13 protein-coding genes are annotated in these 15,663 nt (G+C 61.2%); 4 read left to right on the top strand and 9 right to left on the bottom strand.

Annotated elements, in window-relative coordinates:
• The coding region (locus GSM73_RS26765; RefSeq protein WP_256676672.1) for a DUF4347 domain-containing protein at positions 1 to 1,308 on the bottom strand (1,308 nt) is incomplete at its 3' end.
• Between the two features lie 53 nt (positions 1,309 to 1,361).
• Complete coding sequence (locus GSM73_RS03135; RefSeq protein WP_047230434.1) at positions 1,362 to 2,207, bottom strand: sulfotransferase; 846 nt, start codon at positions 2,205 to 2,207, stop codon at positions 1,362 to 1,364.
• A 307-nt stretch (positions 2,208 to 2,514) separates the two neighbouring features.
• Here GSM73_RS03135 and GSM73_RS03130 point away from each other — a divergent pair, with 307 nt between their 5' ends.
• Together GSM73_RS03130 and GSM73_RS03125 are read left to right on the top strand one after the other, a co-directional pair.
• Positions 2,515 to 3,102: a phage tail protein gene (locus tag GSM73_RS03130; protein ID WP_139048783.1), complete on the top strand. Its 588-nt coding sequence runs from the start codon at positions 2,515 to 2,517 to the stop codon at positions 3,100 to 3,102.
• Between the two features lie 45 nt (positions 3,103 to 3,147).
• On the top strand, positions 3,148 to 3,459 hold the full coding sequence (locus GSM73_RS03125) for a hypothetical protein (RefSeq protein ID WP_160891538.1): 312 nt from the start codon (positions 3,148 to 3,150) through the stop codon (positions 3,457 to 3,459).
• 120 nt (positions 3,460 to 3,579) lie between these two features.
• On the opposite strand, the gene GSM73_RS03120 is transcribed toward GSM73_RS03125, so the two are convergent.
• The 4 genes from GSM73_RS03120 to GSM73_RS03105 are packed head-to-tail and all read right to left on the bottom strand — an operon-like array spanning position 3,580 to position 8,274.
• Entirely contained in the window at positions 3,580 to 4,071 is a 492-nt protein-coding gene (locus GSM73_RS03120; RefSeq protein ID WP_139048781.1) for a GNAT family N-acetyltransferase, read from the bottom strand.
• A gap of 9 nt (positions 4,072 to 4,080) precedes the next feature.
• Positions 4,081 to 6,177 carry a biotin/lipoyl-binding protein gene (locus GSM73_RS03115; RefSeq protein ID WP_160891536.1) on the bottom strand — a complete coding sequence of 699 codons (2,097 nt, stop codon included), beginning with the start codon at positions 6,175 to 6,177 and terminating at the stop codon, positions 4,081 to 4,083.
• A gap of 1 nt (position 6,178) precedes the next feature.
• Positions 6,179 to 7,498: an efflux RND transporter periplasmic adaptor subunit gene (locus GSM73_RS03110; protein ID WP_160891534.1), complete on the bottom strand. Its 1,320-nt coding sequence runs from the start codon at positions 7,496 to 7,498 to the stop codon at positions 6,179 to 6,181.
• Positions 7,495 to 8,274: an efflux RND transporter periplasmic adaptor subunit gene (locus tag GSM73_RS03105; RefSeq protein WP_047230440.1), complete on the bottom strand. Its 780-nt coding sequence runs from the start codon at positions 8,272 to 8,274 to the stop codon at positions 7,495 to 7,497. The genes GSM73_RS03110 and GSM73_RS03105 overlap by 4 nt, the downstream gene beginning before the upstream one ends.
• Before the next feature lie 465 nt (positions 8,275 to 8,739).
• Between GSM73_RS03105 and GSM73_RS03100 the strand changes: the two genes are divergently transcribed.
• A complete protein-coding gene (locus GSM73_RS03100) occupies positions 8,740 to 9,429 on the top strand; it encodes an NYN domain-containing protein (protein ID WP_047230442.1) in 690 nt (229 codons plus the stop codon).
• A gap of 160 nt (positions 9,430 to 9,589) precedes the next feature.
• Here GSM73_RS03100 and GSM73_RS03095 read toward each other — a convergent pair whose 3' ends face one another.
• Genes GSM73_RS03095 through GSM73_RS03085 form a run of 3 tightly spaced genes read right to left on the bottom strand, consistent with a single transcriptional unit; the run spans position 9,590 to position 14,491 of the window.
• The gene (locus GSM73_RS03095; RefSeq protein WP_047230443.1) at positions 9,590 to 10,957 is read right to left on the bottom strand and encodes an HlyD family type I secretion periplasmic adaptor subunit; all 1,368 of its coding nucleotides are present in this window, start codon (positions 10,955 to 10,957) and stop codon (positions 9,590 to 9,592) included.
• A complete protein-coding gene (locus GSM73_RS03090) occupies positions 10,947 to 13,103 on the bottom strand; it encodes a type I secretion system permease/ATPase (protein WP_076383240.1) in 2,157 nt (718 codons plus the stop codon). The genes GSM73_RS03095 and GSM73_RS03090 overlap by 11 nt, the downstream gene beginning before the upstream one ends.
• A 38-nt stretch (positions 13,104 to 13,141) precedes the next feature.
• Complete coding sequence (locus GSM73_RS03085; RefSeq protein ID WP_047230445.1) at positions 13,142 to 14,491, bottom strand: TolC family outer membrane protein; 1,350 nt, start codon at positions 14,489 to 14,491, stop codon at positions 13,142 to 13,144.
• Between the two features lie 360 nt (positions 14,492 to 14,851).
• Between GSM73_RS03085 and GSM73_RS03080 the strand changes: the two genes are divergently transcribed.
• Positions 14,852 to 15,663: retention module-containing protein (locus tag GSM73_RS03080; protein WP_372241355.1), on the top strand; the 812-nt coding region annotated here is incomplete at its 3' end.

The raw sequence follows: 15,663 nt of genomic DNA, 5'->3' as shown, positions 1-15,663 counted from the left end.
ACCACGCCCGCCCATGTTGAAGAAGCCCCCCCCGGCGCCGCCCTGGCCGGCCGAGCCGTTGGAGCCCGTGGCGTTGAGGGTATCGCCGCCCTTGCCGCCCGTACCGCCAGTGATCGCGCCACCGCCGCCACCACCGCCGCCGGCGTATTGCGGCGTGACACCACCACCGCCGCCGCCACCCGAAGCGGCGTTCGCGGTGACGGTGACGTTCCTCAGGGTCAGGGTGCCGGCGTTATAGATCCCGCCCCCCTTTGACACCAGCGCATCGTCGCCGCCATTACCGCCGTTACCCGCCACCATACCGCGAGTAATCACCAGGCCATCGAGGGTCGCCGTGGTGCCGGCCGTCACGTTGATGATCTGGGTGCGGTATTGCCCATCGAGGGTGACGTCGGCCACGTTGTCGTTGTTGAGATCGCCATCGATGGTGACGTTCTTGTCGACCACCAGCACCTGGGTCAGCGCGACAGTCATGCCGGCATTGAACGTGACAATGTCACCATTCTGCGCAGAATCCAAAGCGGCGCGCAGAGAACCAATACCGGAATTGAGGTTGTTGGTAGCGGTCCAGGTGGCCAGGCCCCATTGGTACTCGCTCATGGCATTGGCAGAGAGCACGTTGGCGCTTTCGATGTTGCCGGTGGCGATTTCCAGGTCCCAGTCGCCGCCAAGGCCCGTGCGATCGATGGACGCCGCCACGTCGCGGCCGGTCAACTGCGCCAGTGAATTGACCAGGCTCAGGCCACGGTCACCTTCAGCGGTGTAGCAGCCATAGATCAGAATATCGCCACCGGCGTTCATGTCCTGGCCGATCTGCGCCAGCACCTCGCTGCGGGCCTCAACGTTGTCCGCCGACAGGTAGCTGTTGCCCAACCAGAGATCGCCGGCGTTGCCGTGGGCGATGATCTGCACCGAGCTGATGCCTTGGTGGGTGTCCAGGTAATCGGCGATCTGTTGCAGGCCGTCCTTGGTAGCATCCAGTTGCACCACCTGGGTACCGGGCGCAACGCCTTCAAGGAGGCTGGCAGAGTCCTTGACCCGGGAATCGACAAACACCACGGCCTTGCCGGGCACAGCGGCCTGGGTGGCATCGGTCTGCCCTTGAGGCGCGTGGCTGTCTGAAGCCTGGTCAGCCGCAGGCGTCTTGGCCGCGTCTGCAGTGGGCTGGGCGTCCGCCTGTGCGGCATCGGCCACGGTCGCCGCCACCGCGCCGTCGAACAGCATTCGCGGCTCCAGGGACATGATCATTGGCGATGCCAGGGCCTGTGCGCCCTCGGTTACCCGCGATTTGCCTTTGCTCCACCACATGACGTTCACCTGGACTCGAACTTTTTAAACACGCAAATGAAAAAAACCGCGAGTCAGCTGACCGCGGCGTCGGTTTTCATACGAATGACATTGGCGGCGCTGGCGGACCCATCGCGCCAGAACGACAACTCGGCATACTTTTCAAACAGATCCGGCGGCAACAAGGTCCGCCGGGCTTGCGGCGCGACCTTGGGCTTGACCTTGTGCAGGCCGGCAACGCCCAAGGCCTGGTCGAAGGCCGGTGCGTCGTAGGTCAAGTGATTGAAGTCGTGTTCGAACCAGGGCTCACCGATGAACTCGTACACCAGGCGCATCACCCGCTCCGGGGCCTGGCTCAACAGGTCGTAGTCGACGATCAACATGGACTCGGCGTTTTCGCCGTAATACGCCTCTTTGAGCGCTGTCCAGGCAAAGCCAACCAGGCGGTTGCGCTGGGCCAGGGTTTCGCAGCGGCTGTAGACGGTGTTGCGCTCGTCATCGTCATTGAACAGCTTGGTGTTCTCGAACGGATTGGCGCGGTAAAGCCGCTCCAGGCTGTCCAGCACCCAGGCGACGTTGCGCACGCAGGCGATGGTCTTGGCCTGGGGGAACAGGTCCTGCAACGCAGGCAAGCGGGCGCACCACTGGCGATTTGTATCGAAGATGACGGGTTTGTCGGCCTTGTCGGCGTAGTAGGAGTCGAACAGCCCGCGCAACAGGCGACGGCGCAGGTCGGTATCGATCACCGAGCCAAACTCACTGCCGGCGCTGCATTGCTGCAGGACGCTGCTGAACAGCGAACCGACGGGGCTGGTCATGCCGGCATGAAAGCGCGGGTTCTGCAGCAAAATGGCAGAAAGCAGGGTCGAGCCCGAGCGCGGTAAACCGGAAATAAAGTGAAACTGCGGCAATCCCTTCACCTTGTTTGTATTCCATTTGTAGCGCAAAGCGTAGCTGAGGAAATAATCCGCGACTAGTACTACTTTGATATCAAACCCAGCCAGATCTGTAAAAAAGATGGACGGTATAGGCGCCATGCGAACCTGAATCGATTAAGCCCCTAGGCAACATTTTTCCTCCCTTCCAGCCCAGCAGAATGAAATATCTCGGTCTACGCTCAGCCGTGCGTGACCAGGCCAGGGAGTGAAGAAGTCGGGCTGATCGCAATCCTCTCCCTTGGTCCCTGTCGGCATTGCCAAACCAACAATCTGAAGGGATGAGGAATCTATGGAAGTCTTTATGGGCACCATCCAGCCGTTCGCCTTTAACTTCGCCCCCAATGGGTGGGCGCTGTGCAACGGGCAGACACTCGGCATTTCCCAATACCAGGCGCTGTTCTCCCTGCTCGGCACGTACTACGGAGGCAACGGCACCACCAACTTCATGCTCCCCAATCTGCAAGGCCGCACGCTCTTGGGACAAGGCAACGGCCTGGGCCTGACGCCGCGGGTCATCGGCGAAGTCGCCGGCACCGAAAACGTCACCCCGACGCTCAACAACCTGCCCACCCACACTCACACTATGGCGGGACTCACCGCCTCCACCACCCTGCAACTGGCGAACCCAGCCAGCAACCCGGTGAACACACCAACGGCCACCAATTCGTTCATCGGCACCTCGGGCACTGGCCCGGGCGCGGCGAATATCTATTCCGACCAGATAGGTGCCTCGCCGATCCCGGTCAAGGGCGTGAGCACCACCATCGACGGCACGATTTCCCCGACGGGCAGCGGCATGCCGATGGCGATCATGAACCCGTTCCTGGCGATCAACTTCAGTGTCGCCTTGAACGGTCTCTTCCCGTCCCGTAACTGATGAACAGTCGGAGGGCTGCGGCCCTCCGGCTTTTGGAGTGTCGACATGCTGCAACAGGTTCATAGCCGCCATTTTCAACCGCTGCTGGGCCAGACCAGCCGCCTGACCCTGCCCGACGGCAGCTGCCTGCCCGTGCGGTTCGAGTTCCTTGAGGAAACACCACGGGCGAAGATGCCGAACGCTGAGCGCATGCCGTTCAGCGTTGAATTCAACAGCCTGGAAAGCACCGACTTCGTAGATGGGCTGTGCGCGCTGGAGGTGCCCGATCTGGGGCGGATTGAGGAGGTGTTCGTGTCGCGGATACCGCCCATGGGACGGGATCCGGCGCTGGGGTATTTCTACATTGCGTTTAACTGAAGACTGATGATCCCTTGTGGGAGCGAGCCTGCTCGCGATGACGGTGGCATAGCCAACATCACTTCAAACTGACCCACCGCTATCGCGAGCAGGCTCGCTCCCACACGAGCCAGATGCAGCTCAGTTCCCCTTCGGATACCAAACCAGCCGCTCCGCCGCCGGGTTGCGCTCCTGCACTTCAAAGCCCAATGCCAGGTAATGCTGGCGTGCGTGCGGGTTACTGCTCCAGACCACGGTCGCCACCGGGCAGCGGATCTGTTGTGCGGCTTTTTGTACCCCTTGCAACACGGCCCGACCGTAACCTTGCCCGCGCGCCTGGGGAATGAACGCCAGGTACAACACACGGATTTCATTGGGGCCAAAATCAGTACTCAAGGCGCCAATGGCGGTACCGAGCTTTTCCACGACGTAATGCATGGCGTTGGGGAAGTTATCCCCAAGCCCTTGCTCCTGCACCTGAAATTGCTGAGCAACCACCTGCTGTACTTGCTCGTGCTCGCCGTCGATCCATTGCAGATCCGCTCGCGCCGTCTGGTAAAGACTCTGCAAAAACGGCCCATCGCTGACCTGCGATGGCCGTACCACCAACCCCTCCGCCGCCACTGAATTCATGCTCGCTCCTTAAAACCCGCTTTCCCTGACACCCAGCGCCGCCAGCCGACGCCAGGTCGCTCCCAACACCGACTCACCGTGCCCCTGCAACACCACTACGCCACGCAGCGGTTGCGCCGGCGCAGGCGTGTTATCAACAGCACTCAAACGCACGCCATATTGCGCCTGCACCGGCTCCGCCCGTTGCTGCGAGTCACGCCGTACCGCGATCGGCCCGTGGTGATCCGACGTCAACGCCTGTTGCTCGACCCAGGCCACGCCATTGGTGTCGATCTCGTTCAATTGCACGGCAATCGAGGGGTGCATCGGATCGTCAGCAATGAAACGCCCCGTGGCCCCGGGTTCGACCCGCCAAAGCTCGGCTTCGGTCAGGTAGCCGCGTAAGCGGGAGTCGGCCTGTACCACCCGCGCCAGCGGCTGTGTGGGCGACAACCAGCGCCCCACCGACAACTGTGGTAACAGATCACGCACCTGTCCGGCATGGGGCGCGCGTAACAGCAGGCGCTCACGCTGGGCGACCAGGCCCCGGTATTCGGCCACCGCTTCGGCCAGTTGTTGTTCGACGATACCGGCATCGGCGGCGGTTTCGCTGCGGCCGGCCTGGCGACGCATCTGCAACTGCTGGATCTCGATTTCCCGACGCACAATCGCCAGGCGCGAGGCCATGTCAGGCGACTCCAGCTCGATCAACACATCGCCCTGGGCCACGGTCTGGCCGTCATGCACATTCACTTGTTTGATGCGCGCCGCCACCGGCGCATGCAAGGCACTGGCGCGACCGGCCTCGAGCATGACCGGCACCTCCACGGCGCTACGCCAGGGCAACAGCAGCACCAACGCCAACGCCAGTAACACCAGGCCACTGAGCAGCACTCGCGGACCATGGGCCTGCTCGCGCCGGCTCCACCACTGCCGCCATTCGTTCACGATGGGCATAAAAATGAACCACACCAATTCCACCAACATCAGGAAAATGCCCAGCACCTTGAAGAACAGGTGATAGACCGCCAGGGCAATACCCAAAAACAACGCCGCGCGCCATAACCAGGCGCCGTATCCCCACACCAGCAAGCGACGACGCATTGTCGGCGTCCAGGGTTCCGGAGCCGGCGCGCCATAACCGAACAAGGCTTCACGCAAACGCCAGCGGCACAACGCAAACGCTCGCCCCTGGAGGTTATCCACTGCCCAGAAATCACTGAGCAGAAAATAACCGTCGAAGCGCATGAAGGGGTTCAGGTTGATGATCAACGTGGTGATCCAGGTGGCGCTGGCCAACATGAACGCGGCAGTGCGGGCCGGTCCGTCGGGCAACAGCGACCAGGCCAGCAACGCGATGCACGCCAGCAGCAATTCGGCCAGTACACCGCCGGCGCCGATCAGCAGCCGGGCACGACGATCATTGACCCGCCAGGCGTCGCTGACGTCGGTGTAGAACATCGGCAACAGCACCATGAATGCCACGCCCATGCTCTGCACACGGCAACCGGCGCGCTTGGCCATGAAGGCATGACCGAACTCGTGGCACAACTTGGCGAAGAACAACGCCACCGCGAATGCCAGCGCGCCACCCAGGCTGAACAGGTGCGGAAACGTCGCCACGAAGCGCTGCCAGTCCCGCGACACCAGAAAAATACCCACGCCCAGGGTCAGCGGCATGCCATACCGCAGGATGGCGGGCCCGTACCGTGCGAGAAGCGGCCAGGCGCGATTGAGAAAAGCATCCGGGCGCCACAACGGAATGCGAAAAAACAGATACTGGTGCAGCAGGATCTGCCACAGGCTCTGGCGCTGGGCGGCTGTCTTGAACTGATAGCTGTCGCGCTGTTGCGGGTCCATGGCGCTGATCAGATCGTGACCTCGCAAAAAGCCCAGCAATTGCTCCAGCGACTCATTATTGAGCGGAAGGCCCGGCTCACGGTTCGCGGCTTGCAGCACCTGTTCCGGCTCACCAAGGGACCAGTGCCGCAGCATGCGCATCGCCGCCGCGCCAAGCTTGAAATAGCGCCCGCGTACCGGATCGGCAAGGGTCCATTGAGGGGAGCCGTCCGGGTCCGGGGCCGCCGGGGACAATTGCAGGTCTGGCCGCAGGCTCGGCAGTCCCATGCTACAGACCCACGCTCTGGCGCAAGCCGGCCAGTGGTCGACGCAACAGGTACAGCGCCAGCGGCGCGCGATCGCCGAAAATTTTCGCCGTGCCCCGCAGGCCGATGCGCGGCGCCGCGTCATCGAAACGCGCGTCCAGGCGATACGCCAGTTGCCCGGCAGCTGTGGGTTGCGCCTCGTAGGCCGAACGTTCGAGCCTGGCCAGGTGTCGCTGCAACGGGTCGCTGTCGAGGAACAACGCCACCTGGGCACCGGGGGCCAGGTCAATCGCGTCGCCCACCGCCAGCTCAATACGCAATTCGGCCTGGTTCGGGTCGGCGATTTCCATCAACCGCTCCCCCGTCTGCACCGGCTTGCCGAGCCAACGTTCTGCATCGGCAAATACCGCAATACCGTCCCGTTCGGCGCGCACTTCACTGCGCTTGAGCAACTCGATTGCATAGTCGCGTTCGGCGCGTTTCTGCTCGACGCGAGCGGCCAACAGATCAATCTTCGAACTGGATTCAGCGTCGGCAAACGAGCGCTGGGAATTGGCCTTGAGTTCCGCCTCGGCCACGCCCAACACGCGCTCGGCCACATCGGCCTGGGCCTTGAGACTGGTGCTTTCGAAGCGCAACAGCAAGTCGCCGCTCTTGACGCTCTGGTTGGGTTTGACCAGGAATTGGGCGATCACCCCGTCCAAAGGCGCCGCCACCACCTGCCCGCCCAGCGGCACCACTTCGGCCGGGGCCAATACCGACTGACGGACAGGAACCAGCAAGCCCAACAGCAGCACCGCCACCAAGGCGACCTGACGCTTGCGGGTCCAGCGCAAGCGCCACGGTTTGCGCGGTTGCAGCGCCAGCCAGGCGTGGCTATAGGTGTCGCCCAGTTGCGACAGCAGCACTTGTTCAGAGGGGGGCCATGGCAGGTCACGGGCCAGCCACAAACCGCCGAACACCTGCCCCTGATGATCGATCAACGGCAGCCAGAATACCTGCCCCGCCGACAGGCTTCGCCAGTCCGCCTGAATGGAGTCGCTCACCCCTTCGGCGGCAATTACCCGGGCCTGGTTCAGCAAGCCTTTTTTGAACAGCTGCGCCACCGCCTGCTCGACAAACGCCACGAACGGTGCGTTCGGATCCACGGCACTGACGCCGGTCACCGCCTGGACCTTGCCGGCGATCAACAGCGCGGCATGTCGGAACCCGAACAGGGCCTGACCATCGTTGACCAGGCTGTAACTCAGTTGCGCCGGGGTACGCGCAGCCCGCGTCTGGCGCTCCAGGTCGAGGAATCGGGCAAATACCTGTTCGGCGCTGCCCGTGATCGGCGCGTTCACTTGAACTCCGCGAAACGCGCCGTACCGCTCATGCCGGACAACAGACCTTTGGCGTCGGGCAGCGTCGCCACCAGCAGCAAAGTCTGGCTACCCTCATCGATGCGCGCGCCAAGGCGTTTGACCGTCGCTTGCAGCGGCTGGCCGGTTTCATCGGGGACAAAGGTGAAGGACTGGCCCGGCTTGAGCCTGCCCATCCAGCGCGAAGGTACCAGCAGATGGATTTCCAGGGTGCGGTTGTCGACCACGTCCAGCAACGGCGCGCCGGCGGCCACGCTTTCATAGCGCTGCACCTCGCGCGCCACCACCTGCCCATCGAACGGCGCGATCACGCTGCAGCGCTTGACCTGGACCTGATAAACCTGGGACTGCGCCTGCGCTTCGCTGAGCCTGGCCTCGGCGCGTGCCACTTCGAAACGCCCGACCGATTTCAACGCCGCCAATTGCTTGTTATGAGCCAGTTCTTCGCTGGCACCACGGCTCGCGGCCCGAGCTGCATTGAGCTGAGCCTGGTACGCTGAACAATCGAAACGCGCCAGGGTATCGCCCTGCTTGAAAGACTCCCCCTCACTGAACGGCAACTCGACAATTCGTCCGGCCAACTCACTGGCAAGCACCGCCTGATCCCGTGCCCGAAGCACCCCACGCGCCTCATTGCCGCTCGGTGCACTGGCCCTGACGCCGCTCTCGAGCAGCGGATCATCGGAAACAGGCGTCTGCGCCTGCACCCAGCACGTTACAAAGACCAACCCCCAAACCCAACTACCTGAACGCCGCATAACCGTTACTCCCTGACGGATGGGCGGAGTCTACGACAGCGGTGGGGGGCGTCAAGGGAGTAGCAGGGAGGAGGAAGCAATCTCTTGTTTCAAAAAGACCAAAGAGGAGATCAAGAAGCGCTCGGTTTTTGCTGAGATGAATCGGTATCAAATCCCACAGAATCGTGAGAGCTTCCACTCATACAAAACGGCTTTCGGTGATGAATTTCTCGTATTTCCCGCAGGAGCCCTCAATTTCGTAACAAACGCTGACAGATCAAACAAAGAATGAGTTTGACCTCCCACCGCGCATACGCTCAACACTGATCTGCCGGTGAAAAAAGCTAAACCAAACAGCAGTTGACGCCATGTCACGCTCAACTTAGGATGGCTTTACTCAACCCCGTACGCAGAGATTCAATTTTCTGGCTGTTGGGGTGAAAAAACCGGCTTAGGCCGGTTTTTTCGTTTCTGGGGATTGAGCTTGTGCGAACCGCATTTTTTGTAGATGGCTACAACCTGTTCTATGGGCTGCTCGCGGACACACCTTACAAGTGGCTGGATCTGCGAAGTCTGTTGTCGCATATCGCGCATATCGAAAATCCGCAGAGCACCACTTCCTCGGTTGATTACTTCACCTCCTCGGTCAAACCGTCATTGGCCACCCGGGGTCAAGCATCAAAAGAAGCGCAAGACACTTATATTCGCGCCCTGAAGAGCACCCATATCTGTGTCCATTACGGTCACCATCAACTTGAACCTGCCAAGGCCCCTCGCTTTATTGATAGAAAGACGAAAGCGTCTCGCAACGACAAAGTCGACATCTGGAAGCTGGAGGAGAAAGAAACGGATGTTCACATGGCAATCAGCATGTATCGAACTGCTGCCAAGCAAACGAAACTGAAGCATCATGAACGGTTGGAGCAGTTGGTGCTTGTATCCAGCGACACCGACATGACGCCGGCCTTGAGAGCCGTACGAGAAGACTTTCCTGAAATAACCGTCGGCGTCATTCTTCCCCACAGAGCCGAGCTGAATCGCCCGTCTCCAGGTTCGCTAAAGCAGCACGCCCACTGGACACGCCGCGTTGTCACCTGCGAGGAACTCCAATCCCACCAGTTCCCCACCCGAGTACCCACCCACAAAGCCCCCGCTATCAAACCGGAGTACTGGTAACCCCGCAGCCGGATATACAAACGCCCAGTTCCGATACCCCTAGTCCAACCGTGGCAACTCACTATCGCGACACAGCCAGTCACCCTGTGGGAGCGAGCCCGTTCGCGATGACGTCAGCCCAGACAACTCGGCACTTGTGGTAAGGGGGGCAGTTCAAACACTACCGCTCGTGCAACGCCTCGGCCCGGGCCTTGATGATGGGTTTGAGTAGGTAACTGAGTACGGTTTTCTTGCCGGTGATGATGTCCACCGAGGCCACCATGCCCGGGATGATCAACAGGGGTTTTTCAGGGGTGCCCAGATGACTGCGCTCGGTGCGCAGCTTGATGATGTAGTAAGTGGTTTTCTTGTCTTCGTCGGTGATGGTGTCGGCGCCGATCTGCTCCAGCTTGGCTTTCAGCCCACCGTAAATGGTGTAGTCGTACGCGGTGAATTTCACCGTGGCGTCCTGGCCGGGGTGCAGGAAGGCGATGTCCTGGGGACGGATTTTCGCTTCCACCAGAAGCGTGTCATCCAGGGGCACGATTTCCACCAGGTCACTGCCGGGCTGGATGACCCCGCCGATGGTGTTCACCAGCAACTTGTTGACGATACCCCGCACCGGCGAGGTGACCAGTGTACGGCTTACCCGATCCTCCAAAGCCTTGCCGGTGGCCTGGGCCTTGTTCAGGTCGGTACGCGCCTCATTGAGTTGGGTCAGGGCTTCGCTGCGGAACTTGCCGCGCGTCTCATCGATCTTGCGCTGCACTTCCTTGATCGCCGATTCAGCGCGGGGAATCGCCAGTGTCGTGGCGTCGAGTTGCCCACGGGTTTCGACTTCAGCCCGCTTGAGCCGCAGCACTTCCACCGGTGACACCGCGCCCTGGGCTACCAGCGGCTCGGACATGTTGATCTCCTGGCGTTGCAACGACAGGGCGGAGCGGTACTGCGACTGCTTGGAAACAAACTCGCGCAACTCCTGCTGACGCTGGATCAACTGCTCCTGCAACCCGCCGATTTCATCGTGCAGTTGTTGGCGGCGGCTGATGTACAGCGACTCTTCGCTGGCGGCCTGGCGCGGAACCGCCTTGAGCACGTCCTCCGGGAAGTTCAGCGGCCGGTCATCGACTTCGGCACTCAGCCGCTCGACCCGCAACAACATGGACAAGCGATCAGCCTCGGTCTCCCCCACATTAGAGACAAACCGAGTGTCATCCAGGCGAATCAACGGCGCGCCGGCCTCGACGATCTGCCCTTCGCTGACAAACAGCTCGGCAACGATCCCGCCTTCCAGGTTCTGGATTTTCTGGATCTTGGACGACGGAATCGCCTTGCCGTCGCCCTTGGTCACTTCGTCGACCTGCGCGAAGTTGGCCCACAGCAACAGGAAGACAAAGAAGCCGATGATCCCCCAGATCGTCAGCCGCACCACTCGCGGAGCGTCTTCGATCAGGGCTTTGTTGACCTCAGGCAGAGGCTGGCCATGCAGCGAGTCCGAGCCCTTGAAATAGCGGCCCACGGCATTTTTCAAACCCGACTTAAGCAACACTGATCTGCCCCTTCTTCAACGCTTCCATCACCGCGGCTTTCGGGCCGTCGGCGAGGATCTGCCCACGGTCGATCACCAACAGGCGGTCCACCAGCGACAGCAAGGATGCCCGATGCGTCACCAGCAGCACGGTCTTGTTTTCCACCACGGCGGCCAGGCGCTGTTTCAAGCGTTCCTCACCGGTGTTGTCCATGGCGCTGGTGGGTTCATCCAACAGCAGGATGGGCGGGTTGAGCAGCAGCGCGCGGGCCAGGGCGACGTTCTGTCGCTGGCCGCCGGACAGGTTCTGCCCGCGCTCGCCAACTTGCAGTTCATAGCCTTGCGGGTGCAAGCGCGCGAACTCATGCACACCGGCAAGTTCGGCGGCCTGGAGCACCAGTTCGTCCTCGACGTAACGGGCGCCGGAGGTCAGGTTGTCCCGCAGGGTACCGGCCAGCAGCTGGATATCCTGCGGCACATAACCGATGTTGTAGCGCAGCTCGCTGACGTCGATCTGGCGAATGTCCACGCCATCCACCAACAGCGCTCCGTCGTCCGGTTGATACAGACCCACCAGCAACTTGGCCAGGGAGCTCTTGCCCGAGCCGCTACGACCGATGATGCCGATTTTTTCCCCGGGCTTGATCACCAGGTTGATGTTCTTCAGCGCAGCGTTCTGCTGGTTCGGGTAGGTGAAATTCAACTGACGGCATTCGATGGCACCCTGCAAGACCTTACGGCTCAACGGGCGCTCTTCGAAGTTGCGCTCCTGGGGCAGCTCCATCATCTGATCGACCGAAACCATGGTCACCCGCGCCTGCTGATAGCGAGTCAACAGACCCGACAGCGACGCCAATGGGCTGAGGGCGCGACCACTGAGCATGTAGCAAGCGATCAACCCACCCATGCTCAGGTTGCCGGCAATGATCTGATAGACGCCGAAGACAATCATGATCACCCCGGCCAACTGCTGGATCAGCAAGGTGATGTTCATCGCCAGGCCGGACAGCATCTTGACCCGCAGCTCGAGGCGGCTGAGGGTGCCGATGGTTTGTTCCCACTGATACTGGCGCTCGCTCTCGGCGTTGTTGACCTTCACCGCATCCAGACCGGCCAGGGTTTCGATCAGGCTGGATTGACGCTCGGCGCCCAGGGCCATGGTTCGCTCCATGGTCGCCACCAGGGGCTTTTGCAAGGCGTAGCCGATCAGCAGGGCAATCGGAAAGGCCAGCACCGGAATCCATACCAGATGCCCACCGAGGATCGCGATGACCATGAAAATCAGCAAGGTGAACGGCAGGTCAATCAGGCTGGTAAGGGTCAGCGAGGCGAGAAAGTCCCGCAGGCTTTGGAATTCATGGATGTTCTGGGCAAAGCTGCCCACCCGTGCCGGGCGATACTTCATGGCCATGCCAACGATGCGCTCGAACAGCGTCGCCGAAATGATCAGGTCGGTTTTCTTGCCGGCCAGGTCCAGGCACAGGCTGCGCAACATCTTGAGGATCAGGTCGAACACATAGGCGCCGGTAATACCGATCGCCAGCACCCACAGGGTGGACTCGGCCTGGTTCGGCACCACGCGATCGTAAACGTTCATCACGAACAGCGGCGCCGCCATGGCGATAATGTTGATCAGCAAGCTGGCAGCGATGGCGTCGGCGTACAGCCAGCGCGAGCGCTTGAGCGTGTCGCGGAACCACGAACGCGCCCGAGGAATGAGCGTGCCGTGGTTCACGTCGAATTTGTGTTGCGGTTGAGCGAAGAACACTTTGCCGCTGTAGTCGTCGGCCAGCAGTTCACGGCTGACCGTCACTTCGCCGCCATCACTTTCGCTGAGCAGCAGACGCGCCTGGTCATCGCCGACCCAGCCGAGCAACACCGCGCTACGACCCTCCTTGAGCAACAGCAGGGCCGGCATGGCGATGGTCGGTATCTGCTCGAGCTTGCGTTGCAGCACCCGGCCTTGCAGACCGGCACGTGCTGCCGCTCGCGACAATAATTCGACGCTCAGCCGTTGCTTGGGCAACGGCAGGCCGGTGGTGAGCATCGCCGCGCTGGCCGGCTTCTGATGGAGCATGCAAAGCGCCAGCAAGCCGTCCAGCAATGGGTCGTCGTGCAGCGTGCGTGGATCATGGATGAGTTCGGCTCGACTGACTTCTGATTCCACGCTGGGCACTCTTTGCTGATCAAAACGGGATGGATGACTCAATTCATCCCAGGCAACTGGACCCTGGGCTTGACGTCATTCTGCACAACGGATGCCAACGGCGCGACAACCCCCTGACTTTTGAGCAACTGCCCCATGGTTGCCTTGATCCGATATTGGCTGAACAACTGCACGTTCTTGATCTCCGCCAGACGGCGGGAGGCGCTGAACAGCTCGTTTTCGCTGTCGAGCAAGTCGAGCAGGGTCCGCTCGCCGAGACCGAACTGCCGCTGGTAGGCGGTGCGTACGTTGGCGCTGTGATCGACGTACTGCTGGGCAATCGGTACCTGGGCGTTGGCGTTGTTGAGGGCGTTCCAGGCCAGGCCCAACTCTTCAGTCAGTTGACGCAGGGCGTTGTTGCGGATGTCCAGGGCCTGGTTCGACAGATACGACTTGGACTCCAGATCCGCCTTGTTGCTACCACCGGCGTACAGGTTGAAACGCATGCGCAGCATGGCTTGCCATTCGTTGTTGTGACCGTTCTGACCATCCAGATCGTTGTCGGCGGTACGGCCCAACTCGGCGTCGAAGCGGGGGTAGAAGCTCGACTTGGCGGCTTCGTACTGTTGCTCGGCGGCCGCGATGTCGGCTTCGGCGGAACGCAACACCGGGCTGTTCTCCAGCATCTGGGCACGGGCTTCGTTCAGGTTGGCCGGCAACAGCGCCAGAAAATCGGCGGGACGTTCCAGCTGGTCGGGCATCTGGCCCACTGCGCTGAGGTAGTTGGTCTCGGCGTCGGCCAGATTGGTCTGCTCGGTGATCAGGTTGTTGCGGGCCTGGGCCATGCGCGCCTCAGCCTGATCCAGATCGGCGCCGCTGCCCACGCCACGGTCTGTGCGCAGCTTGATTTGATCGAAGATGCGCTCGTGACTCTTGAGGTTTTCCTCGGCCAGACGTACGAACTCGCGTCGGGTCAGCACGTCCAGATAAACCTGGGCCACGGTCAATCCGGTGCGCTCGGACGCGTCCAGCAAGGAATAGGCACGGGCATTCACGGTGGCTTGTTGACGCCCCACTTCGCTGGACGTCGCAAAACCGTCAAAAACCATTTGCGTCAGGCGCAGGCTGGACTCGCTACGGTTCAAGGTTTCCCAATGATTATTGCTGCCCGAGCGGGTCGTCACACTGTCAGTACCTTCGCGACCGTACCCCGCCGCAAGGTCCACTCTAGGCAGGTAGCCGCCTTTAGCGGCCTTGAGTTGGTAGTCCGCCGCCAGTCGGCTGTTCACACCGGCCTGAATCTCAGGATGGACATCCAGCGCCTGTTGCATAGCCTGCGGCAAGGTTTGTGCTTGTACGAAACTGGCGGCGAGGGCGAAAGGTAAAGCCTTGAACAGGTGCAAACGCATGGTTGGATTATTCCCGAAACTCTTGTCTTGAATCACAGCGAAAGGTGGCGCTGCATCGGATGATGGCAACCGGGATGACCGTATGTCGGAAAGTTCGAAACAGGCAGTGAATCATGCACCGAAAGAACAGGTCGCCGCTTAAATATCAATGTGACATTACTGAAGCGATTGTTTAGGATGGCCAGCAGAAGGTCAATAGTTTGGCATAAACAAAAAAATCAAAAAAAACCAAGCCAAAATATTGACGTCATGAAGCGTCAAAACAACCTTATTTAGCGAAGCAAGAGCGTCCAGACCGGCGCAGCCAGAGGCTGTTCGGTACATGGAAGTCTACTGAACGTGGCACCCGGAGAGTCTTCAATGAGCAGTGTTATTGCCGTCGTCAAAAGCATTGTTGGTCAGGTTTTCGTCGTATCCCCCGAAGGCATCCGGCGTGTGCTCATTGAAGGTGACCGCCTGTCCACAGGCGATCAATTGGACACCGGCGCTGCTGGCGCCGTTACATTGGAACTGGCCGATGGGCGCACGCTGGACCTGGGTCGCGACACCCAGTGGAGCGCCACTGCCCCGGACTCCTCCACCGATCTCGCCCAGGCCACTGCCCAGGCTGCACCGTCGGTAGAAGAACTGCAGCAGGCCATTGCCGCCGGCGTCGACCCGACGACCGCCCTTGAAGCCACCGCCGCTGGCGCCACTGCTGCAGGTACGGGTGGGGCCGCCGGTGGCGGCCACAGCGTTGTGATGCTGGATGCCACCGCTGGCAGCGTCGACCCGACCATCGGGTTCCCGACTGAGGGTTTGAGCGCAGCCGCGGCCGCTGACGATGACATCACCGGCGGCGACACCGACGCCGATACCACTGCCAACGCGGTGCTTGATTCGACGTTGACCCTGAGCGCCACCCCGACCCTGACCGAGGCCGGCGGCGTGCTGGTCTACACCGCGACCGTCACCCAGGCGCCTCAGACCAACCTGATCGTGACCTTGTCCAACGGCGCAGTGATCGTGATTCCCGCCGGGCAACTGACCGGCAGCGTCAACGTCCCCCTGGCGCCGAACGACACTGTCTATAACGACCCTAGCCAGATCAGCGTCACCGTCACCGGCACTACTGGCGGCACCGGCATTGCCGTGACCTTGCCCACCACACCGGCAGTGACCCAGATCACCGA

Origin of the sequence: Pseudomonas sp. PICF6 (assembly GCF_009831705.1) — a bacterium.
Classification (GTDB): Bacteria; Pseudomonadota; Gammaproteobacteria; order Pseudomonadales; family Pseudomonadaceae; genus Aquipseudomonas; species Aquipseudomonas rhizophila.
This window is presented reverse-complemented; position numbering and strand designations above follow the sequence as displayed.